Annotated in this window: 19 protein-coding genes; 8 read left to right on the top strand and 11 right to left on the bottom strand. The window is 40.7% G+C overall.

Features of this window, described 5'->3' with window-relative positions:
* From ispE to ACFSQ3_RS10625, 3 genes are all read left to right on the top strand, one after another.
* Complete coding sequence (ispE, locus tag ACFSQ3_RS10635) at nt 1–798, top strand: 4-(cytidine 5'-diphospho)-2-C-methyl-D-erythritol kinase (protein WP_380869527.1); 798 nt, start codon at nt 1–3, stop codon at nt 796–798.
* A gap of 57 nt (nt 799–855) precedes the next feature.
* On the top strand, nt 856–1,152 hold the full coding sequence (locus tag ACFSQ3_RS10630) for a YgaP family membrane protein (protein ID WP_380869526.1): 297 nt from the start codon (nt 856–858) through the stop codon (nt 1,150–1,152).
* Nucleotides 1,153–1,378: 226 nt separating this feature from the next.
* Complete coding sequence (locus ACFSQ3_RS10625; RefSeq protein WP_380869525.1) at nt 1,379–2,068, top strand: SIR2 family NAD-dependent protein deacylase; 690 nt, start codon at nt 1,379–1,381, stop codon at nt 2,066–2,068.
* Nucleotides 2,069–2,252: 184 nt separating this feature from the next.
* Here the strand turns inward: ACFSQ3_RS10625 and ACFSQ3_RS10620 are convergent, their stop codons facing one another.
* From ACFSQ3_RS10620 to ACFSQ3_RS10610, 3 genes are all read right to left on the bottom strand, one after another.
* Nucleotides 2,253–2,501: a hypothetical protein gene (locus tag ACFSQ3_RS10620; protein WP_380869524.1), complete on the bottom strand. Its 249-nt coding sequence runs from the start codon at nt 2,499–2,501 to the stop codon at nt 2,253–2,255.
* An 11-nt stretch (nt 2,502–2,512) separates the two neighbouring features.
* Nucleotides 2,513–3,520, bottom strand: coding sequence for an LLM class flavin-dependent oxidoreductase (locus ACFSQ3_RS10615; protein ID WP_380869523.1), 1,008 nt, complete (start codon nt 3,518–3,520; stop codon nt 2,513–2,515).
* A 72-nt stretch (nt 3,521–3,592) separates the two neighbouring features.
* Nucleotides 3,593–4,264, bottom strand: coding sequence for a DUF1349 domain-containing protein (locus ACFSQ3_RS10610; protein ID WP_380869522.1), 672 nt, complete (start codon nt 4,262–4,264; stop codon nt 3,593–3,595).
* 83 nt (nt 4,265–4,347) lie between these two features.
* Between ACFSQ3_RS10610 and ACFSQ3_RS10605 the strand changes: the two genes are divergently transcribed.
* Nucleotides 4,348–5,259, top strand: coding sequence for a sugar phosphate isomerase/epimerase family protein (locus ACFSQ3_RS10605; protein ID WP_380869521.1), 912 nt, complete (start codon nt 4,348–4,350; stop codon nt 5,257–5,259).
* Between the two features lie 30 nt (nt 5,260–5,289).
* On the opposite strand, the gene ACFSQ3_RS10600 is transcribed toward ACFSQ3_RS10605, so the two are convergent.
* From ACFSQ3_RS10600 to ACFSQ3_RS10585, 4 genes are read right to left on the bottom strand one after another with little or no spacing between them, the layout of a single operon-like run.
* Nucleotides 5,290–6,471: a class I SAM-dependent methyltransferase gene (locus tag ACFSQ3_RS10600; RefSeq protein WP_380869520.1), complete on the bottom strand. Its 1,182-nt coding sequence runs from the start codon at nt 6,469–6,471 to the stop codon at nt 5,290–5,292.
* Nucleotides 6,464–7,732, bottom strand: a complete 1,269-nt coding sequence (locus ACFSQ3_RS10595; RefSeq protein WP_380869519.1) for an aspartate kinase — start codon at nt 7,730–7,732, stop codon at nt 6,464–6,466. The genes ACFSQ3_RS10600 and ACFSQ3_RS10595 overlap by 8 nt, the downstream gene beginning before the upstream one ends.
* Nucleotides 7,733–7,752: 20 nt before the next feature.
* Entirely contained in the window at nt 7,753–8,565 is an 813-nt protein-coding gene (locus ACFSQ3_RS10590; RefSeq protein ID WP_380869518.1) for a DUF3298 and DUF4163 domain-containing protein, read from the bottom strand.
* A 3-nt stretch (nt 8,566–8,568) separates the two neighbouring features.
* Nucleotides 8,569–9,255, bottom strand: coding sequence for a YggS family pyridoxal phosphate-dependent enzyme (locus ACFSQ3_RS10585; protein WP_380869517.1), 687 nt, complete (start codon nt 9,253–9,255; stop codon nt 8,569–8,571).
* Between the two features lie 77 nt (nt 9,256–9,332).
* Between ACFSQ3_RS10585 and ACFSQ3_RS10580 the strand changes: the two genes are divergently transcribed.
* The 3 genes from ACFSQ3_RS10580 (at nt 9,333) to ACFSQ3_RS10570 (ending at nt 16,080) form a co-directional block, all read left to right on the top strand.
* Nucleotides 9,333–9,953: a DUF4296 domain-containing protein gene (locus ACFSQ3_RS10580; RefSeq protein WP_380869516.1), complete on the top strand. Its 621-nt coding sequence runs from the start codon at nt 9,333–9,335 to the stop codon at nt 9,951–9,953.
* A gap of 16 nt (nt 9,954–9,969) precedes the next feature.
* The gene (locus ACFSQ3_RS10575; RefSeq protein ID WP_380869515.1) at nt 9,970–12,357 is read left to right on the top strand and encodes an endonuclease MutS2; all 2,388 of its coding nucleotides are present in this window, start codon (nt 9,970–9,972) and stop codon (nt 12,355–12,357) included.
* A gap of 324 nt (nt 12,358–12,681) precedes the next feature.
* Nucleotides 12,682–16,080: a TonB-dependent receptor gene (locus ACFSQ3_RS10570; protein ID WP_380869514.1), complete on the top strand. Its 3,399-nt coding sequence runs from the start codon at nt 12,682–12,684 to the stop codon at nt 16,078–16,080.
* A 60-nt stretch (nt 16,081–16,140) separates the two neighbouring features.
* Here the strand turns inward: ACFSQ3_RS10570 and ACFSQ3_RS10565 are convergent, their stop codons facing one another.
* From ACFSQ3_RS10565 to ACFSQ3_RS10550, 4 genes are all read right to left on the bottom strand, one after another.
* The gene (locus tag ACFSQ3_RS10565) at nt 16,141–16,959 is read right to left on the bottom strand and encodes an SDR family NAD(P)-dependent oxidoreductase (RefSeq protein WP_380869513.1); all 819 of its coding nucleotides are present in this window, start codon (nt 16,957–16,959) and stop codon (nt 16,141–16,143) included.
* Between the two features lie 50 nt (nt 16,960–17,009).
* Nucleotides 17,010–17,531, bottom strand: coding sequence for a GtrA family protein (locus ACFSQ3_RS10560; protein ID WP_380869512.1), 522 nt, complete (start codon nt 17,529–17,531; stop codon nt 17,010–17,012).
* Nucleotides 17,532–17,620: 89 nt separating this feature from the next.
* Nucleotides 17,621–19,246, bottom strand: a complete 1,626-nt coding sequence (locus ACFSQ3_RS10555) for an ABC-F family ATP-binding cassette domain-containing protein (protein WP_380869511.1) — start codon at nt 19,244–19,246, stop codon at nt 17,621–17,623.
* A 164-nt stretch (nt 19,247–19,410) separates the two neighbouring features.
* Nucleotides 19,411–21,123, bottom strand: coding sequence for a hypothetical protein (locus ACFSQ3_RS10550; protein ID WP_380869510.1), 1,713 nt, complete (start codon nt 21,121–21,123; stop codon nt 19,411–19,413).
* Between the two features lie 230 nt (nt 21,124–21,353).
* Between ACFSQ3_RS10550 and ACFSQ3_RS10545 the strand changes: the two genes are divergently transcribed.
* The gene (locus ACFSQ3_RS10545; RefSeq protein ID WP_380869509.1) at nt 21,354–21,692 is read left to right on the top strand and encodes a zinc ribbon domain-containing protein YjdM; all 339 of its coding nucleotides are present in this window, start codon (nt 21,354–21,356) and stop codon (nt 21,690–21,692) included.
* Nucleotides 21,693–22,093: the final 401 nt, after the last annotated feature.

Below are 22,093 nucleotides of genomic sequence, written 5' to 3'. Positions count from 1 at the left end.
ATGCTGGAATTTGCAAATGCTAAAATAAATATTGGCCTGCACATCGTTGGAAAACGTGCGGACGGATATCACGATTTGGAATCGATATTTTATCCTGTAAAGGTGTACGATGCGATTGAAATATTTCCTTCCGAGGAGTATTCGATGCAGGTTTACAATTTCGATTTTCCGGTCGGGGAGGATAACTTATGTAGCAAAGCTTATCATTTATTGGCGCATGATTTCGATTTGCCTCTGGTAAAAATAAATTTGCTGAAAGGAATACCTGTTGGTGCGGGATTAGGCGGTGGATCATCGGATGCTAGTCATGTTTTATTGATGTTGAACAAGCAATTCAACTTACATTTGAATACGCAACAACTGGAAACTTATGCGGCTCAGCTCGGCGCAGATTGTCCGTTTTTTATTCGAAATAAGCCCGTATATGCAACCGGAATTGGAACGACGTTTTCAGACTTGGATTTAGATTTGTCCGATAAGCGATTGCTGATTGTTAAACCGCCGATCCATATTTCTACTGCGGAAGCTTATAAAAGCGTAGCCATTCGAACAGGTCAGGTTGATTTGCGTCAAGCCATTCAATTGCCCATTCAAGAATGGAAGTTCCATGTTCGCAATGATTTTGAAGAAGGTTTGTTTCGTGCGTATCCTGAAATTGAGCGCTTGAAGGCTGCGTTTTATGATTCAGGTGCAGTGTACGCGGCAATGTCGGGATCAGGATCTGCTGTTTTCGGAATTTTTGATGAGTTGCCTGATCTGAAAGAATTACAAAAATTAGGGCATGTCTTTTCCGCTTAAAGTATTCAAACTTTTTGAAATCTGTTTTGTTTGTTAATTGATATAAAATCAAAAGCTATGAGTATTTTAAATAAAACGTTGGAAACCTTGAAAGATAAGTTAGATACTGAATGCACGACGGCAAATGTCGGTAGCACGGAGCGTGTACTTTCTGTCGTTGCAGGTGGATTTATTTTAGGTGTTGGTGTAAAGAATTTATTTCGTAGTCCATTAACGTCATTTTCTGGTATTGCTTTGGGCGGTTCGCTAATTTATCGTGGTGTAACTGGTAAATGTAAGTTGACGAGCGCATTAAATAATCAAGAAGAAAAACCGGATACCACAGTTATTGAACACCGTTATTTTGTTAAGTAGGAAGTGAGAAGTAGGAAGTGAGAAGTATGAAGTAAGAAGTATGAAGTAAGAAGCGAGAAGTAAGAAATGTGAAGTAGGAAGTGAAAAAATCTAAATACTAACATCTAAATACTATAATCTAATTTCTCAATACTACGCTCTCAATACACAACACTTTATTAACTATATTTAGTCCTATCCACCGAAAAGGTGGATAGGATTTTTATTTGGTACAGAATCAAGAAACATGAAGAAAAGGAAGATAGTTGTATTTACGGGAGCCGGAATATCTGCGGAAAGTGGATTGCAAACGTTTCGAGGATCCGACGGATTATGGGAAGGGTTTCGTATTGAAGATGTGGCAACGCCGGAAGCTTGGCAGCGTGATCCAGCATCGGTTCAGCGCTTCTATAACCTGCGAAGGAAAGCTTGTTTGGCGGCTCAACCTAATGCGGCGCATTTGTTCCTAGCGGATTTAGAGCAGACGGAAGATGTCCAAATTATCACCCAAAATATTGATGATTTGCACGAACGAGCCGGCAGCAAAAAGGTGATTCATTTGCATGGCGAAATTACCAAATCTCGGTCGAGTATTGATCCAAAATTGGTGTATCCGATAACAGGGGAGGAGTTGCAAATGGAGTCAGTTTGCGAGCTGGGTTCGCCGCTTCGTCCGCACGTTGTCTGGTTCGGGGAGGCCGTTCCTATGTTGGAGGTTGCGATCAATTTAGTGCGGCAGGCTGATGTGTTTTTAGTGATTGGAACATCGCTTCAAGTATACCCCGCAGCCAGCTTGCTTGACTATATAAATAACGATTGCGCATTGATTTTTGTCGATCCAAATGCTGCCGAATATCGCACTCCCGCCAAAACGCGGATCATAGCACAAACTGCGGTAGAAAGCGTGCCTTTTCTTAAAGAAATCTTAGCCAAATAATATTTTGTCAGATTTATAATTTTTTGAAATACAAATTGTTGTAATTGTTATATAAACAGTTGATTTCATATCAAATACTATTGATTGCAATAGCTGTCTGAAATTACCCAAATAAAATTCTGAAAACAAAAAACCCTGCATATTTTAAATTAATATACAGGGTTTTATACTTATCGAAGTAAAGTTATAATTCGTATCTTTTATAAGCCTCGATAAATTGATTTCGCATGTTTTGAAAATTATCTTCAACGGCTTTTAAAAATGCTTCGTCCAGCAATTCGAACACGCCATTCACGCCACCAATAATGTCAGCTTCTGCAATTTTGTAAGATTGTTCCAAGGTGCCTTGTTCGAATTTAATGATGAACTTTTGGTTCATTCCGAACAGACTAATTTTAAAGGATGGATGCGGAAGTTCTGCTAATACACGCATAAATTATTTTGCTATTTTGAAAGGTTAATATCATTGAATATTTCGGAAATAATTCGGAACGCGTCCAATCGTTTTGTGTTATCGAAGATGTAATTCGTAGCCATAACTTCGTCAGGTTGGTAACGATCGACAAACGTTTTAAGTTCGGTTGTCAACGTCGATTTGTCGCCCACGAAAGTACAGCTTACCATCGACTGAACGGCCTGCTCAATTTCTGCGATGCCCGCATAAATCGGTTCGTCCGTTGGAGGGGAAAGTGGCGCTCGACGATTGGTTATAATTTCACAAAACATATTAAACAAACTGGTCGAAAGTCGCTGTGCTTCTTCATTCGTTTCGCCCGGGATAATATTCGCACAAATTAGCACGTAAGGCTCCTGCAATTGTTCGCTGGCCTTGAAGTTCGCGCGATAAATATCGATGGCATTAGAAAGCATCGCTGGCGCAAAATGCGCGGCGAATGCGTAAGGCAATCCCAGTTCCGCTGCCAAATAAGCACTGTCCGTACTTGATCCTAAAATCCACAATGGAATCTCCAATCCTTCGCCCGGAAAGGCTCTAACCTTTGCCGTATGATTGTTATTGCTTAAGAATTGCTGCAATGCCAATACATCATCCTTGAAATAGAATGAGGTATTTAGGTTATTTCTGCGCAATGCCATGGCCGTTTGTTGGTCGGTTCCGGGCGCGCGGCCAAGTCCGATCTCCACGCGGCCGGGAAACAGCGTTTCCAACGTGCCAAATTGTTCAGCAATAACCAAAGGCGCATGATTGGGAAGCATAATGCCGCCCGACCCAACGCGAATGTTATCGGTTTGAGCGGCAATGTGCTGAATCAGTAGGGAGGTTGCCGAACTGGCAATGTATTCCATATTATGATGTTCGGCTAACCAGATGCGTTCGAAGCCGTATTTTTCGGAAGCTTGCGCGCTTTCAACCGCACGTGCCATCGCTCCCGCCAAATTACTTCCCTTCACCACGGTCGCCAATTCGAGTGTCGAAAATTTAACGTTTTTCATACCTCAAAGATACACCGTAACGAACTTTACTATGGTCTTGAAATAGTCAAATTAGCGCGTGCAATCCACCAGTTATTGGCCAGCATTTTTCTGCAACCACTCGGTTCTGCGTTGATCAGCTAGTGGCTTAATGCTAAAATGTTCGAATTTAACATCGAATCCATCTCCATCGGGACAAGCACCCATCACGCCGACCTTCACCGGATGATTATCCTGCAGCCACGCATTACGCATCATGATGTAGTTTTTATCGTCGAAAGAATAAAAGAATTCGACGGCGTCCAATCGGCGTACAGCTTTAATCCAAACGAATGGAATCTTTTCTTCTACCGGAATGATGCTCCAATCGCTTGTTTTGTGCGTTACTACGGTGCTTAGATTGTATTTTCCATCCACAAACTCAATACCGGCCTTGATATAGTTCTCGTGATCAATACGCAACATTAAGCCAGCCTGATCAAATCTGGTTTTGTAATCCGCAGAAATCTTTACCTTCACTTCAAATTCTCCACCACGCTCGGTATAATAGAAAGGTGCATCATCTACCGTAAAACCATAATGGGAAATACGCCAGTAATCACTTTTTGGCGTTACAAACATGTTTAGCGCCTTCGTATCGACTTCCCATTTTTCCGGCTCATTGAACCAAGTCATTTTATCTAAGCGCTGCGCGGAAACTTGAGTGGTATTTAAAGCAAGCAACCCCGCGCTAAATATTTGCATAATACTTTTGAATTTCTTCATTGTTTATGTAGCTTGTTTAATATATTTACGATGTTATCAAAAACTGAACATTTACACAAATTGGGGATCCTAAATTATAATCTATGAAATTATCCGTAATTGCTTCGGCCTTGCTGATGTGCTGCTTGAGCACGTCAAACGTTATGGCGCAAGATGCCGTCAATTCAGAAAAGAAGGAAATTGGTTTACAGCTATATTCTGTGCGGAGCATGATGGGAAGTCATGTTGATCCGAAATCCTATAACGAAAATTATCAGGAAGTACTGCAAAAGTTGGCGGACATGGGGTATACCTCGGTAGAAACCGCTGGTTATCGAGATGGGAAATTTTACAACACAGCGCCTGAAGTATTTAAACAACGCGTCGAATCGGCTGGAATGCAAGCGCTTTCATCGCACGTTTCTAAACCATTAAGCGCGAAGGAATTGGCGAGTAAAGATTTTTCGGAATCTATGGCTTGGTGGAAGGAAACTGTCAAAGCACATAAGGCAGCCGGCATGAAATACATCGTCGATCCGTGGATGGATTTGCCAAAATCGATGGACGATTTGAAAACGCAATGCGACTATTTGAATGCGATTGGAAAGTTGTGTAACGAAAACGGAATTAAGTATGGCTACCACAATCACGCGCATGAATTTCAAAAAGTTGCCGATCAGGCGGTGATGTATGATTTTATGATCGAAAATACAAATCCGGAATATGTGTTTTTCGAAATGGATGTGTATTGGGCCGTAATCGGACATGCGAGTCCGGTTGATTATTTCACGCGTTATCCCTCTCGTTTTGCCACGTTGCACATTAAAGATCATAAAGAAATCGGCCAAAGCGGAATGGTTGGTTTTGACGCCATTTTTCGTAATGCAGAAACTGCCGGCGTCAAACATATCTTCGTAGAATTGGAAGAAGTGAGCGGCGATTTGGAAGTTGGATTGAAAGAAAGTATCGATTATTTATTGGCAGCGCCGTTTGTGAAAGCGAGCTACGCAAAGTAATAGTAAAGAATAAAGGATAGGTTGGAAACGTCAAATGCGTTCGCAAGCAACCACAATTAGTTTTTCTTGTGGATCGGTTGTAAAGAATAGATATACGTTTCCGCCATCTTGAATTTTATATTTCTTGCGGATGTCCTCCACCTTTAAGGGGAAGTTTCGTGTCGTAATATTTGCTTTCGCAAATGTGCGTTTACGTTTCAAATCACCGAAAGGGAGGACTTCCGTAATACCAAAAGCTTTGCCCGGAAATTCCTCATGCAATTGTTCCGATGTGTACAAATGCGAATGCGGATGAAGTTTTGCCAGATTAAATGCTTTTGCAACGGATTTGAAAGCGCCAGCTTTTACTACGCTTACATCCGGTTCGTATAAATATCCAGCAGGTTCTTTGTAATGAGGCAAGGTTGCTCGTTCTTGCTCAGCAGTGAAAGATAATTCCTGCAACTGATCCTTAAATAAACGAATTGCACTGATTATTGGTTCGCCAACGAAACCACGTTTCTGAAAGAATAGCAACTCTTTGCAGTCGTTATCTAGGCTAATCACATAAACATGCGAAACCTGATCAAGCGATCGCAGTGCTTGCGTGATATCCAACAACGGAGAAACCTTCGTAATAACGTACTCGGATTTGGAGAAAAATAAATCCTGCAGCGCTATAATATTCGGTTCACAATCTTCTAACAGAAAAACTTTGCTATGTTGTACGCGACGCGACGGATCAATGTAAATATAATCTAAGCTGTCGTCGGCCAAACTTTGTAAGATTTGAATTCCGTCGCCAGCGATGCATTCTAGATTATGTACGCCAAGTATGTTCGCGTTGTGCGCGACAATAGCGGAAAGATCTTGGTTCAATTCGCAATGGATGACGGTTTCAGCATGCTGAGCCAAATAGCAACTATCCACGCCAAATCCACCTGTCAGGTCAATCGCTTTACTACCTTTCCGAATTAAAGTTTGTTTAATTAGCGCAGTATGTTCCGAAGAACACTGTTCTAAATTCAATTTGGGCGGATAGTAGATGTTCTCACTGTATCCCCAAGTTGGTAGCTTGTTTACGCTGCGTTGCCATCCATCAATTTGCATCGCCAGTTCTCCGGATGAAACATCAGAAAACGGACTTTTCCCCAGCGCGATTTTCGCTGGCGATTCCTGCCGATGCTGCAGGATAAATTGTTGAACGTCTTTGTCGAGCAGGCGTTTATTCATCTTTTTTCTTTACCAACATTTGGCAGGTATAACTATCTTTTAGTTCGCGAACGATTTCCTTATCGATTAGCACGCGATCGATCGTTTGTTGATTGTAATATCGAATGGTAATCAATTCCAATCCGGAAGCCACATCTACTTTGTAGCGTTTCTGCAAATCCTCCATGAGTTTCCATACATTTTCGCCCGTATCATCAATACTCACGCTAAAGCTAATCGCCGAATTGTGCATCATGTTCACTTTAATACGATTTTGATGGAATGTATTGAAAATGTGCCCCAGATTATCTTCCACGATAAACGAAAAATCCAACGGTTGGATATTGACCAACACCTGATTGACCTTGAAAATGAAGGACGGAATAGGCAAGGTTTCGTGCGTAGCACAGATCTTCGTTCCGGGTTGTTGCGGATCGATAAACGAGCGTACATACAATGGAATTTGTGTATTTTGTAATGGCTTGATGGTTTTCGGATGAATAACCGTTGCACCATAATAGGTCAATTCGATCGCATCTTTATAAGAAAGTTCGGGTATCAACTCCGTTTCATTAAACCATTTTGGATCGGCATTCAAAACGCCCGGTACATCTTTCCAGATTGTCAAATCTTGCGCCCGCAAGCAGGAAGCGAATATAGCGGCACTGTAATCCGACCCCTCACGTCCTAGAGTTGTTGTGAAGTTTTCGGAAGTAGAGCCAATAAATCCTTGTGTGATAATAATTCCTTTTTCAAGAATAGCCGGTAATTCACGACGGATTTTATCTTCCGTTTTCGACCAGTCGACCGTGCCTTCCATATACCGATTGTCGGTAAAAATATAGTTTCTGGCGTCGATCCAGCGCGTTGCAAATCCAATTTCTTTACAATACGCAGCAATGATCTTCGTAGATAACAATTCGCCTAATGAAACGATTTGGTCGTAAATATAATCGTACGCATCTTGCGGTTCTTCTTCTAAAATCCATTCCGCTTCCACTAACGTATTCATTATATCATCGTAGATCGGGTGCGTTGGTTCTGGAAATAAATCGTGAAGAATATTCAAATGCTCTTCGCGAACTTCTGCTAAGGCTGCAAACGCATCGCCATTACGGTAGAAATAACGATCAACAACATCCGATAATTTGTTGGTCGTTTTACCAATTGCCGAAACAACGACCAACAAGCCACTTTTACCGTAAGTTTCGATTATGGTCGCTACGTTTTTGATATTATCTGCACTTTTAACGGAAGCCCCGCCAAACTTAAATACCTGCATGTATATGTTAAACTGTTTTGTTATAGATTTTGAATTTGAGCAACGAATGCTTTTGCTTTCTCTGTTAGCAAGCTTTCCAGCTTTTCGTAAGGAATTTCAAAGCGCGTTACGCCGTCCGCATACGGTTTAATTTCATAAGGATTGTACTGGAAGATAATTCCCTTTCTGTCGAAAGCGAAATTATCAGGCAGCACAAAAACACCTTCATCGAAGAAATATTTATCCGTCAACGCTGCATCCGGAGCTAACTTTTCAATCTCACGAAAACGCGTTTCGGCCAATGCAATAAGTTCTTGTTGCTTTTCCGTAGCGACTACATCGTTAATGGATAGCTTTTTGTTTTCTTGCAAATCGTAGTTGTAAAACAGCTCTGCATAATTGCCGTGCGCACCACCGGAATATTCGGTCAGTTTGTTTCCAACAACGAGTAGGCGTGGAGTGGTCAAAATAATTCTACTGGCAATATCTTGATACCAAGCATGTACAAATTCCGGTTTGTTTGCTTCTTCTACATAACTATCATAATCCGCCAAAAATGCTTCTGCCGATTGCTCCAATTCTGCTCGATCTTTTACCGATAAGGATTCCATCACCAAGGCGTTGAATTGAGAGTCGTCGGAAACCGGATAACTTACTTTATAATAACTGGTGTCGTATCCGTCTTCTCGCTGCTGATAATACGGGCTGCTTTGGTAAAATTCAGTGATTTTATAAATTGTGGTATCCTTGTCGTTGTCAGAATTTATGTTGGATTCCTTATTGCCGGATTGGCAACTGGAAAGACCGATAGCGAGTGCAACAACTCCAAAAATAGGCGATGGCTTTATGATCATACTTTATGCTTTATAATGTTTGGTAACTCGCTTTCCAAAAATCGTGCTACCTAATCGAACCATATTGCTGCCTGCGGCAATCGCTAACTTATAATCGGAGGACATACCCATCGATAAAGTATTGAACGAATCGTCTTTGCGGAAGAAACTAGCCTTTACACCGTCGAATAGCATTTTCAGTTCGTAGAATTCGTCTTTAATGTGTTTTTCGTTATCGGTGTTGGTAGCAATACCCATTAATCCGCGAATGCGAATGTTCTTCAATTCCGCTAAACTTTCATCGCGTAGCGCTTCCACTAATTCTGCATGATCAAAACCAAATTTTGCCTCCTCATCAGCAATATGTACTTGCAACAAACAATCAATCACACGGTTGTTTTTTTCGGCGTGCTTGTTAATTTCTTTGAGCAACTTAAGCGAGTCAACCGATTGAATCATCGCAATAAACGGCGCAATGTATTTGACTTTGTTGGATTGCAAATGTCCGATTAAATGCCATTCAATATCTTTCGGCAATTCTTCCTGTTTCGCAGTAAGCTCCTGAACCATATTTTCCCCAAAAACACGCTGTCCAGCCTCATAAGCTTCCATAATGTCTTCATTGGATTTGGTTTTAGATACGGCAATTAAGGTGACTTGACCCGAAGGGATTTCCTGACGTAATGACTCAATATTTTTAGTTATACTCATTTTCTTTTAGCATTTAATAACGAGCAATGACGTAGGCTAATTCGCCTCGAATTGCTAAATTTGTACAAATTTACAAAATGCGTGCTTTATTCTTTGCGTTAGTTCCGGTGATTTTGCTGTTAGCTTCTTGTTTCGACAAAAGGCCTGCGGATGTATTGCCGGAAGATAAGATGAAAACTTTGCTCACGGAAGTGCATATGTTGGATGGTTATCTTCAAACGCTGCCATTGGATAGTTCACAAAAAGTTATTGATACCTTATATAGGCAACTTTTAAGTAAATACAACTTGGATTCCATGCAATTTGCTCGGAATGTGGAATACTATTATGCTGATCCAACTAGAACAGAAAAAATCTACGATCAGATACAAAAAGAGTTAAGCGACGCTGATCGCGAATTTTCAAGAGCAGATTCTATTCGATATGCGCGAGAACGAGATAGTTTAGCGCACGTAAACAGATTGCAGCAGCAGTTGCAATCTCAGCAAAATCTGTTGCAATTTTTTAAGGACAGTACGTATCAGTTCGATTACGATCAGTACAGGCAACAGTTGTACGCGCCAAGCGGTCTGCAATATTTGTGGAAATCGGATGGCCAGATACGTTTTAAAGCTCCAATTCCTGTTTCCCTGCCAGAGGTTCCGGTAGAATTAGAGGGGCCAACACCTGTAGGTAGCATTTTGACTGAACCGCAGTAAAAATTGATTCAATAGTATGATTTATCCAAATAACGCGGCCGAAAAGCTCGGTTTTCTTGAAATAAAAGCTTTGGTTCGGCAGAAATGCTTAAGCGAACCGGCGCGCGAATTGGTCGATAAAATTCAGCCGCAAACCAATGCGGAACAGGTCGAAAAATTTTTGCACCAAGCGCACGAATTCAAAACTTTGCTTACCGCTGATGATCCGCTTCCGGTTGATCATATGTATCCGATTCGCCCTTTAGTGGAAAAGGCGCGGGTAGAGGGAACCTTTCTACTGGAAGAAGAATTTCATCGCGTACTGCTTTCGTTGCGAACAGTGTTTGCGCTGATTCGCTATTTTAACGAACGTACCGGCAAGTATCCATATTTGGATATGTTGTTGGAACATTTGCCGATTGAAAACTCGATTATAAGGAATATCGAACGTATTATCGATGATCGCGGCAAGATGAAAGAAAATGCTTCCCGATTGTTATTGGATCTCAATCAGCAAATTCAAAAAAGCGAGATGGAAGCGCGGAAGCGTTTGGAATCTGTTTTTAAAGCGGCGCAAAACAACGGATGGACGGCTGATGGTAATTTGACGATCAGAGACGGACGTTTGTGTATTCCTATTTTAGCGGAGAACAAGCGGAAGCTAAAAGGATTGATTCACGATGAATCTGCAACAGGACAAACAGCTTATATAGAGCCAGAAGATGTATTCCACCTCAATAATAAGGTAAGGGATTTGGAATTCGAACGCCGACGTGAAGTGGTTCGTATTTTGACAGAGTTGACGACTTTATTGCGACCGCATATTCCGCTTTTATTGTCATATCATGGTTTGTTGACGAAGTTGGATTTCGTTCGTGCGAAAGCACTTTTCGCGATCGATTTGGATGCTACATTGCCGGAAATTGGTAAAACGTGCGAAACCAATTTGGTAAACGCGCGACATCCATTATTGTACCTGTCGGCGAAAGCAGAAGGAACCGGAGGTGTGATTCCGTTAAACATCAAATTGGATGAGACCGATCGTGTTATTCTGGTGTCCGGTCCGAATGCTGGAGGGAAATCGGTTTGTATGAAGACCGTCGGTTTATTGCAACTGATGTTTCAAGCCGGACTGTTGATACCTGCAGAACCCAATTCAAAAATGGGGATTTTCCGTCAGGTATTTGCGGATATTGGTGATGATCAATCGATAGAAAGTGATTTGAGTACGTACAGCGCGCATTTGTCGAAGATGAAACATTTCACCACGTTTGCCAATGCGAAAACCTTGGTGCTAATCGATGAATTCGGTACAGGAACGGATCCGCAATTTGGTGGTCCGATCGCGGAAGCCGTTTTGGAAGTGTTAAACAGCAAGCAGGTTCGCGGCATTATCACTACGCATTATTCGAATTTGAAAGCATTTGCCGGAAAAACAGATGGCTTGGAAAATGCTTCTATGCTATTTGATAATGCGGCAATGAAACCACTTTACGTGTTGCAAATTGGTAAGCCAGGAAGTTCTTACGCCTTAGAAATCGCTCAAAACATTGGTTTACCTAAGGAAGTCGTTCGATTGGCTAAGGAGAAAATTGGTGAGCATCAGCAAAATGTGGATGCGCTATTGATTAATTTAGAGCGCGATAAAAAGGAAATTCATGATACAAAAGCAGCTATCAATAAACGCGAAAAGGAACTTCTGATCAAGCAACGCGAGTACGAAGAACTGCGATCGTATATCGATGATAATCGCAAAGAATTGCTTTATCAAGCAAAAGCGGAAGCAAAACAAATCCTGAAAGATGCTAACAAGCTGGTAGAAAACACGATTGCAGAGATTAAATCTGTGCAGGCGGATAAAGAAAAGACAAAAGCAATTCGATCCAACTTACATCAAGCAATTGATAAGCACACACAAGCTAAGCCTTTAGTTAAAAAGATTGTTGCAGATAATAAAGATGTCGATGTCGACCAAACATTACAAGTTGGCGATTGGGTTCGACTAAAAGATTCTGGGACGGAAGCGCAAATCATGGAGATCGCCAAAAACAAAAATCTGATCTTAGCTTTGGGTGATTTGCGAACAGTCGTGAAACCAAATAAAGTAGAAAAGTTGCAAGGCAAAGAAAAGAAAAAGGCGGCCAAACGTTTTAATTCCGTTTCGACGGGCGATGCTGCTGATTTCAGTCCCGAACTTGATGTACGCGGTATGCGTACGGAGGACGCACTTCATCAATTGGAACTAGTTTTGGATCGTGCTGTGATGATCGGTTACCCATCCTTAAAAATATTGCACGGCAAGGGGGATGGGATATTGCGTCGATTTGTCCGTGAATATTTAAGGAAATATAGTCATATTTCGCATTTTGAAGACGAGCACGCCGACCGAGGAGGTGATGGTGTTACTTATGCGTATATCAAATAGTTATATGCATTAGTTTGATCTTTAGTTGTTTAGATTTTGTATAAATTGTCTAAATGTTAACAGTGTGGAAAATTATTTTTCCACAATTCACATACAACTGAGATTGTTATTTTGTTAAATAACTAGTTGTAATTTTAACATATCGTTAACGTTTTTTGTCTTAGGCTGATTGATTTTTCGATAATGGTTAAATCCTTTTTTCTTCTAACAACTCCTTGCTTGTAAGAATAGTATAAATCCAATATTAAGTTTATGTTAAGGCGTTGATATACTGTTTCCTCTTCTTAATTTTGCGGTGCATAATTATTTTATCAAACAAAACTTATGAAGAGATCTTTACTTTTCTTTGCGTTAGTTCTAGCTAGTTATGGAACTATCCAAGCGCAGGTCACGACGAGTAGTGTTACAGGTATCGTAACGCAATCGTCAGGGCAGGCAACACCAGGTGCTACCATTCGTGCGATCCACACGCCGTCTGGAACGACCTATTCTAGCGCCGCTAACGACGCTGGACGTTTTAACCTTGCCAACATGCGTGTTGGAGGTCCTTACCGCATTGAGGTAACTTACGTTGGACAAGATCCAGTAGTTTACGAAAATGTTTACTTGCAATTAGGACAACCGTTTGTTTTGAATGCTGTATTTACGGATGGCGCAACTAATATCGAAGAGATAGCTATCATGGGGGGGCAACGTATTAATACCTCTCGCACGGGAGCGTCTACTAGCGTTGGCTTGAAGCAGCTTAATGAACTTCCTCAAATTAACAGAAGTGTTACTGACTTTACTAGATTGACGCCGCAAGCCAATGGTAACTCTTTTGCAGGTCGTGATGCACGTTACAATAACCTTCAAATTGATGGTGCTAATTTTAATAACGGATTTGGATTGAGTTCTAATCCACTTCCGGGAGGGAATTCTCAGCCAATATCTCTGGATGCGATTCAGGAAATTTCCGTTAATATCGCGCCATTTGACGTTACCCAGTCTGGTTTTACCGGTGCTGGTATCAATGCGGTAACTCGTAGTGGTACGAATAGAGTTGAAGGTTCAGCATTCTACTTTCTACAAAATCAAAATTTACAAGGTCGTCGAATTGGTGATGTGACACTGGATAAGATCGACGCTGCTAAACGTAATTACGGGTTTAGATTGGGAGGGCCAATTGTTAAGGATAAATTATTTCTTTTCGTAAATGCTGAACGAGAAGAAACGACGGGCGGTAATGCGTCTGGATCAAATCCTTGGCGTCCATCCGAGAATGGTGTTGCAGTTCCGGAAGAAAATATTGCTAGAACAACTCGCTCAGATCTAGAACTAGTCAGAAATCATCTAGTTAATCAATGGGGTTGGGATCCAGGGCGTTACGAAGGTTACGCTAACGAGGCGAAAGAAAGTAGTACCAAGTTTCTAGCTAGATTGGATTGGAATATAAATGATATTCACAAGCTTGCTTTACGTTATAATCAGGTAGTGGGTAACTCTATGCAAACAGCAAACGGAAATTCTGGCCCTTATCCTAGAAGCCAGACAAATCGCGTAAGCCAACAGTCGATTACTTTTGAAAACGGTAACTATTCCTTCAAAAATGTCGTACGCTCGCTTACTGCTGAATTAAATAGTAATTTCAGCTCTAGACTGAGCAATCAATTTTTAGCAACGTATACACGTATACAAGATACGAGAAGTACTCCTAGCAATCAATTATTTCCGTTTGTTGATATCGGCGACGGAACACATAGTAATAATAACTCTCCACACTCTAATTATATGAGTTTCGGTACGGAGCTGTTTTCTTACAATAATGATGTTGTTAACAATAACTACTCTTTTATCAATAACCTATCGTTATCTGCTGATAAACATAACTTCACATTTGGAGCTGCATTTGAAATTCAAAATTTTGGTAATAGTTACACGCGTAGTGGAACTTCGTATTACAGATATGCTTCAGTTCAAGATTTTTTAACTACTGGAGGTCCAAATGAAGTTGCGCCAATCATGTTCGCTTTGACCTACCCTTATGAAGGACAGGATACGTATTCACGTATTAACTTTGGTTTAGCGTCATTGTATGCGCAAGATCGTTGGACGGCGTCTGACAAATTAACAGTGACTTACGGTGTTCGTGCAGAGCTACCGATATATATGAATAAGCTGACTGCTAACCCGTCAATTGATGCATTGAGATTATTAGGAGTTAATGGTATGCCGACCAATTATAACTCAGGACTGTGGCCTAAATCGCAGTTGATGGTATCTCCACGTTTGGGTTTAAATTATGATGTTTTTGGAGATCGCAGTTTAGTCTTGCGTGGTGGTACGGGCTTTTTCTCAGGACGTGTACCATTTGTATGGTTAACGAATATGCCTACAAATGCTGGGGTCTTACAGAATGTCGTAGAACCAGGTTCTTATAATGACGTTGCTGGCTGGATCGGTAACGTGAGATTTAATCCAGACCGTTACTATCATTTAAATAATGTTCCAGCAGGAGCAGAGGGTGTTTTCATAAATTCACCTAAAGATGGTGCTCCAAATTCATTTGCTTTGGTGGATAGAAACTTCAAAATGCCGATGGTATGGAGAACGAGTATCGGGGGAGATTACAAAATTCCAAATACGCCAATTACACTAACGGGTGATTTTCTTTACACTAGAGACGTTAATGCAATATTCCAATTCGGGGCAAATAGACCATCTCCTAATACATTCCTTAACTATGGACAGTCTGGTGAAGAAGGTGACTATGGAGATAATAGAACGTTTTTCCCTTCAGGAATACAACGTTTCAATTCTGCAATCGGTGGTAACAATGCAACTGTTCTAACAAATACAAATGTGAAAGGACATGCGCTTAGTGCAACTTTGGGGATAACTGTTCCAAACTACAGAGGATTTAGCGGAGGATTGTTTTATACGTACTCAGATGCTAGGGAAATTAGTGCTAATGCAGGCTCTAGCGCGAGTTCAGCATGGGGTGGCTCCGCTAACATAAATGGACCTAATGATCAAATTTTACACCCATCTGCTTTCGCTCTTCCGCATAGATTGATGGCTAACTTGAGTTATAGGTTTGAGTATGCTGATGCACTCGCAACAACTGTAGGTGTCTATTACAACGGTGCTAATCAAGGTCGTTTCTCATACACTTATACCTCGGATATTAATCGAGATGGAATCAACAGCGACTTGATTTACTTGCCTCGCGATATTAATTCGTTGAATTTTGTTGATCGTGTAAACTCTAGCGGACAAGTTTTGTTTACTGCGGCAGAACAGCGTGAAGCTCTGAATAACTTTATTTCAGAGAACGGTTTGGAGAAATATAAAGGACAATATTTGCCTAGAAATGGTTTTTTGATGCCTTGGTTGAACCGATTTGATGTGCGTGTTCTTCAAGACGTTTTTACAAATATCGGAGGTCGTAGAAATTCGCTTCAACTTAGTTTAGACGTCATTAATCTTGGGAATATGTTGAAGAAAAGCTGGGGAGTCCAAAGCCGTCTAAACAATGCTCAGTTTCTTTATGGTAATCAGTTAGTACCGGGAACCAATAGTCAAGGACAGCCAGTATTGAATACTGTTGCAACTCCTGCTAATGGAGTGCCATCGTTCAATATGAATGTTGTAGATAATGCACTGCAAAGCACGCCCTTTCAAAACGTAAGTACGTTAGCCACAACTTGGCAGATGATGCTTGGTGTGCGGTACACATTTTAGTCGGATAAATTCCAGTAACATATATTCAATCCCCGAGCGATTCGCTCGGGGATTTTTTTGTTATTTACTAATCCATCCTACTTTCTTACGATATCGATTCGCCGCGGCTTTTGCGATCCATTGACTTGGTAGTAATCCTAATAGTCGAGCGGCAAAAGAATTTTTACTTCCCGAAATAGCAACAATTTTCTTTTTATCCAATGCGCGCATCAATTCCGTAGCGACTTCTTCGGGCGTTTGTAGAATTTTTTGTGCCTTTTCATAGCTTAGTCCAAGTCCATCTCCCGCTTCGCTTTCTAGGCCAGCCGCTGCATTAAAGTTTGTTTTCGTTAATCCTGGACAGAAGACCATGACGTGTACTCGATATGGTTTATATTCTTGCGCTATAGCCTGCGTAAAGGTCTTGACAAATGCTTTGCTTGCTCCATAATTCGCCATATAGGCAACAGGGGCGAAAGCAACGACCGAAGCGATATTAATGATCGTTCCTGCACGTTTAACTTTCATTTCGTTTCCGAACAATTGGGTCATGGCTACTAAGGAAGATATGTTCAATTGGATTTGATCCATTTCTTCCTTCAATGTTCTTGTTCCGAACTCACCACCGGAACCAATCCCGGCATTGTTAACGAGCGTTTCGACTTCCCATTTTCGAGCTAGAATGGTTTCAAAAACCTCTTCGGCCGCATTTGAATGTGATAGGTCTGCCGATATAAAATTGGCTTCAACAGCATATTCCGATCTTAACTTTTTACAAAGCAGATTAAGCTTTTCGCTGTTACGAGCAACCAAAAGGAGGTTATTTTTTCTTTTAGCAAATGCATGTGCGATCGCTTCACCGATGCCGCCCGATGCTCCGGTTATTAAAGTAACTTTCATCGTCCGTTTTGTTTGATAACAGTTAGACGACAATTGAGCGGACGAAAAGTTTAGAATCGCTTGCTAAAGGTAAATTTACGTTGCGCCAAATAGCTGTAAACTGTAATAATGCACGTACACAAAATCTGTGATGGAGTAGGATACCATACGAATACATCTACGAAGAGCTTCAGTAGAAAATAATTAATGGTTAACGAGCCCATGTTAGTCGCAAAGTAACGGAGAAGGCGATTTCCGAATTTTGGAGCATGTTCATCTTTGCCAAATACAAGGTAGAAGTTTGCCAGAAATCCTGTAAAAAAGGTAATCGCAAACGACAAAAGAAGCGCAAAAATGTAAGGGCTGATGGTAATCGCGCCGTAGAATAATACGACGTTATTTTTAAAGGTTACGTAATGGAAAATGAGATAAAAGAGTACCCAATTCAGTAAAACATTTGCTCCGCCAAAAAGCACATATTTGAATTTTTGAAAGTTAAAGAGATTTACCTTCTTATCTTTTACCGAAATATTTACATCGGCTTCGGTAATGTAGCGTTTAAGGTTTTTCAGTTTACTGTTGTTGGACTCCATCAAGGCGCTAATATAGGCAGTATAAAACAAAAAAGCTTGTCGAGAATCAAAAATTCTCGACAAGCTTTTTATGGCGTCAATCTAAAAAATTATTTATACATTTCTGCGCGTTGCGCTTGAACGGCTTCCGACTGAATGTATTCGTCGTAAGTCATTAATTTATCGATAATGCCTTTTGGTGTCAATTCAATTACACGATTAGCCACCGTTTCTGTCAATTCGTGATCTCGAGAAGTGAACAACATAGAACCTCTGAAATCGCTCATTCCATTGTTTAATGCGGTAATCGACTCCAAATCTAAGTGGTTTGTTGGTTCATCAAAGATTAAGAAATTCGCTCCTTGCAACATCATTCTAGAAAACATGCAGCGCATTTTTTCGCCACCGGAAAGTACAGAACATTTTTTCAATACTTCCTCGCCGGAGAACAACATTTTACCCAGGAATCCACGAATAAATTGCTCGTCAGAATCCGGACGAGTAGAGTAGGTGCGCAACCAATCAACCAAATTGTCACTTACTCCTTCGAAGAATTCAGCATTCTCAATCGGCATATCCGCAGGAGTGATAGTAACTCCCCATTTAAATTCGCCACCGAAGTCTTGATCGCGTCCGGCTAAGATTTCGTAAAATGCGGAAGTAATTAGGTTGTTTTCTGCCAATACGGCGATTTTGTCGCCTTTGTTGACCATGAAAGAAATGTCCTTGAAGTAAACCTGCCCATCTACTGTTTTACTCAAATTTTCTACTTGCAAAATTTGATCTCCAGGTTCACGATCCATTTGATTAAACATGATCGCCGGATATTTCCGGTTTGATGGTTTGATCTCATCGATATTGATTTTATCCAATGCTTTCTTACGTGACGTAGCTTGTTTGGATTTGGAAGCGTTTGCGGAGAATCGACGGATAAATTCTTGTAATTCTTTCACCTTATCTTCCATTTTCTTGTTCTGATCCGAACGTTGCTTCAACGCTAATTGAGAAGACTCATACCAGAACGTGTAGTTACCCGTATAAATCGTCATTTTCGAGAAGTCAATATCGACAATGTGCGTACATACAGCATCCAAGAAGTGACGGTCGTGGGAAACAACCAAGACAATCGCTTCGTAAGAAGCTAGGAAATCTTCTAGCCATGCAATGGTGTTGATGTCCAAATCATTGGTAGGCTCATCGAGGATCAAAATATCCGGTTTTCCGAAAAGCGCTTGTGCCAATAGCACACGAACTTTTTCGTTACCATCCAACTCTTTCACCAATTTATAATGCTGCTCTTCTTTAATACCTAAGTTGCTCAGAAGCGTTGCAGCATTGCTCTCCGCATTCCAGCCATCCATTTCTGCAAAAAGACTTTCTAATTCTCCGGCGCGCTCACCATCTGCGTCCGAAAAATCTTCCTTCATATATATAGCGTCCTTTTCTTTCATGATCTTATAAAGATCTTGATTACCCATCATTACGGTTTCCAATACTGAAAACTCATCGAACTCGTAGTGATTCTGCTTCAATACAGACATGCGCTCGCCAGGGGTAAAGGCTACAGAACCTGTTGATGGATCTACTTCGCCAGAAATGATTTTAAGAAAGGTCGATTTTCCTGCGCCATTTGCTCCGATGATACCATAACAATTACCCGGTGTAAACTTTAAGTTTACATCTTCGAAAAGTATACGTTTACCGAAACGTAAGGAGAGGTTGGATATATTAATCATGAATTATTGTTTTCTTTTTTTAACCGAAACATCATTGTCTTGATGCTATAAATAAGCTCGCCACAAAGGTACGATTAAAAAGAGTAATATGCATGTCCAAGGTTCCGTATTACTGCATGCGACTACAATAGAAACGTATGTTCCGACAACGCACTGGTTTACCACTAATTGGTAATATCCGCTACGCAACGAATATTTTTCGATCGCGCTTTATTTGGAGTTCTGTCTCCAGTCATCCTCGACGCATAACCGTTGGAAGAGAAATGTATTTCACACAAGTCATCTCCAACAGCATAACTAGTATGATAGTAGCCCTCACTTCCGCGATATTGTGTATTGCTGTTTCCAACCGGCCTCGTTTGTGCCGAAAATGAAAACCAACCTTGCGCCGGAAGCGTCATGTAAATACCTGTTTTCCTTTTGCTAGTTAATTTGACGCCTGTTGTAAATTGGCCGCTTGATTCTCTGAGAACGCCGATATCTGTTCTGATCATATTATTAACTAAGTCTTCAGCTTCCTTCTTGGTAGGAATACGGTATCCGGTAGGGCATGGGTCGGCGGCAGCTTTGATAGGCTTTTCCTCTGTTCCTGCATTCCATGCATTATCAGAAGGATTGTTGCTTGTATCCATGTTAGCATTGACTGCATTATCTGTTTTACCGGCTGATGGTTCTTTGCGTCCCCACTGATAAAAGTTCCCGTGGGCGTCTTGGGATATCGTCTCTTCTCTTCCGTTAGTCGCCGTATTTGCTCCCAAATTATGTAGTGCCCAAATCGTTCCTCCTATCCGAACAGCTGGTAGATTTGCATGCGTCAGATATTCATCTTTAGGAACAAGGTTCAAATATAAGTTGTATCGTATGCCTGCACGCACAGGTAGTGTTTTAAATGGTGTCAAGTTGTTCAGCGTTAGCTCCCCAACCTTTAAGGAAGAGATGACAAAAGAGGTTGTCGTATTATCATCGTGATTGATGTCGGTAGAAAAACTGACGGTATTCGAACTATGGGCGGCAGTACTCGTCGCTAGGTTGAAAGTTCTTCTAGCTACCGCACCTTCTAAATTTCCAGTCCTTCTGAGAACGCCTGTTTCTAAATCCATACTTACGGTCGAGTAATGTGGAACAAAAGAAGAGTTAATTTCTCTTGGTAAATATCCAGTTGCCGAAGTATTGAGAATAGTTGTGATTCTAGTGAATTTATGTCTTAATATAATATCTAATCTATTGATTTGGTTTCTGTAGACCGTAAGTTGTTGCCTAAAGTATAGGAGCTGTCCGCTTCCTGGGGCAACCATAGTAGCGGCTTTAAGTGTTCGACTGCCGCCGACAAACACAATACCTGGCATGCCAGCATCTTCAATTCGCGGGCTATTAACGGAATAAACGATAAAAGTATAGGTTTTTCCATGATCCAACCACAATTCTCGGGTAGTGGACTCTTTTCCGCGAGTATAATCTCTTTCTGTAATAAATTCACCACTTTGATCAAAAACCGCCACTTTATACCGAATTCCGCTATCTAAATCCTTTTGAACGAAGTTTGCTTTACTGCTCCCTATTTTCGCTGATTTCAATGTCGAAATTCCTGATTCTACGGTATCTTTTTGTTCCTCCAATTTGGCAATCAGCATCATGTCATTGCCTACATCGGTGATCGAATTGTAGGTTTCAAAATTCTCTACATGAGAAGTTGTATTTGTCGCTGCGCGATTTCCAAAAGATTCTGCCCCTTCAAAAGTTTCGCTTGCAATGGACACGCTTATGCTTGCTGTCCCTTCCTCGTCGCCCAGGTCGTTCTGAGTATTCTTGCTACAAGAAATGATTTCTAAGGATGCAAAGATAGTAACAAATAGTATCGTGAGTTTTTTGCTTTTCATACGTAGATTTTGAGCACGCAAAAGTATAAATCTGAACTATCGTTGATAAGAAAATTTTACTTTCATTTTCTTTTTGTAGTAGATGGCTGACAAAGTTTGGGTTCCCGTTTAATTCTTGTAGAATAATATCTACACATACTTGCGGAATTCCTTTTATTTACTAGTTATGAGAATTTTAAAAGTGTTTAGTAAATTTTGTATTTTTGTGCCTTACCAATAAATATTTTGTTTTGAGTACACTTCCCCCATGTCCAGTTTGCGAATCTATTTATGCGTATGAGATGGATTCGTTGTTAATTTGTCCTGAGTGCGCACATGAATGGAATGCGGCTGAATCAGAAATTTTAGAAACCGGTTTAATCGTAAAAGATAGCAATGGAAACATCCTTCAAAATGGAGATAGCGTTGTTGTTATCAAAAACTTGCCAGTAAAAGGCTCTCCGAAAGGTATAAAATCTGGAACAAAAGTGCGGAATATTCGGTTGGTCGACAGCGATCATAACATCGATTGTAAAATAGACGGTTTCGGGGCGATGGCACTAAAATCCGAGTTTGTTAAGAAAGCATAGTGTAGTACGCGGAAATAAAATCCGCGGATTTTCAAGTATTAACCCGTGGCAACTACCTGATCCAAAATGTTTTTCCTGTTAAAATACTTTCTAAATTACCGTACTTTGACAGGAAACATATTTCTTCAATAGTTCGTTTTACAATGTAGTTATCTACATATAATGGAAGGAAGAGGAAGGTATGGATATTAAATTAGTTAGGTTGGTCGATGAATATATGGTCTCGAATGCATCAATTCAATCGTTGAATACAGGAGATTTAGAGTTATTGAGAAAATTATTGTACAAGGCTATTTCTTTTAGACCCGACATTCCAACGGTAAAGCAAATATTAAGTTATTGCACACGCGTTTTTAAGAGTAAAAATAACTTCGGTAATAAGTTAACCAAACTTAGTAACA

The organism is Sphingobacterium corticis, assembly GCF_042684745.1.
GTDB lineage: Bacteria > Bacteroidota > Bacteroidia > Sphingobacteriales > Sphingobacteriaceae > Sphingobacterium > Sphingobacterium corticis.
This window is presented reverse-complemented; position numbering and strand designations above follow the sequence as displayed.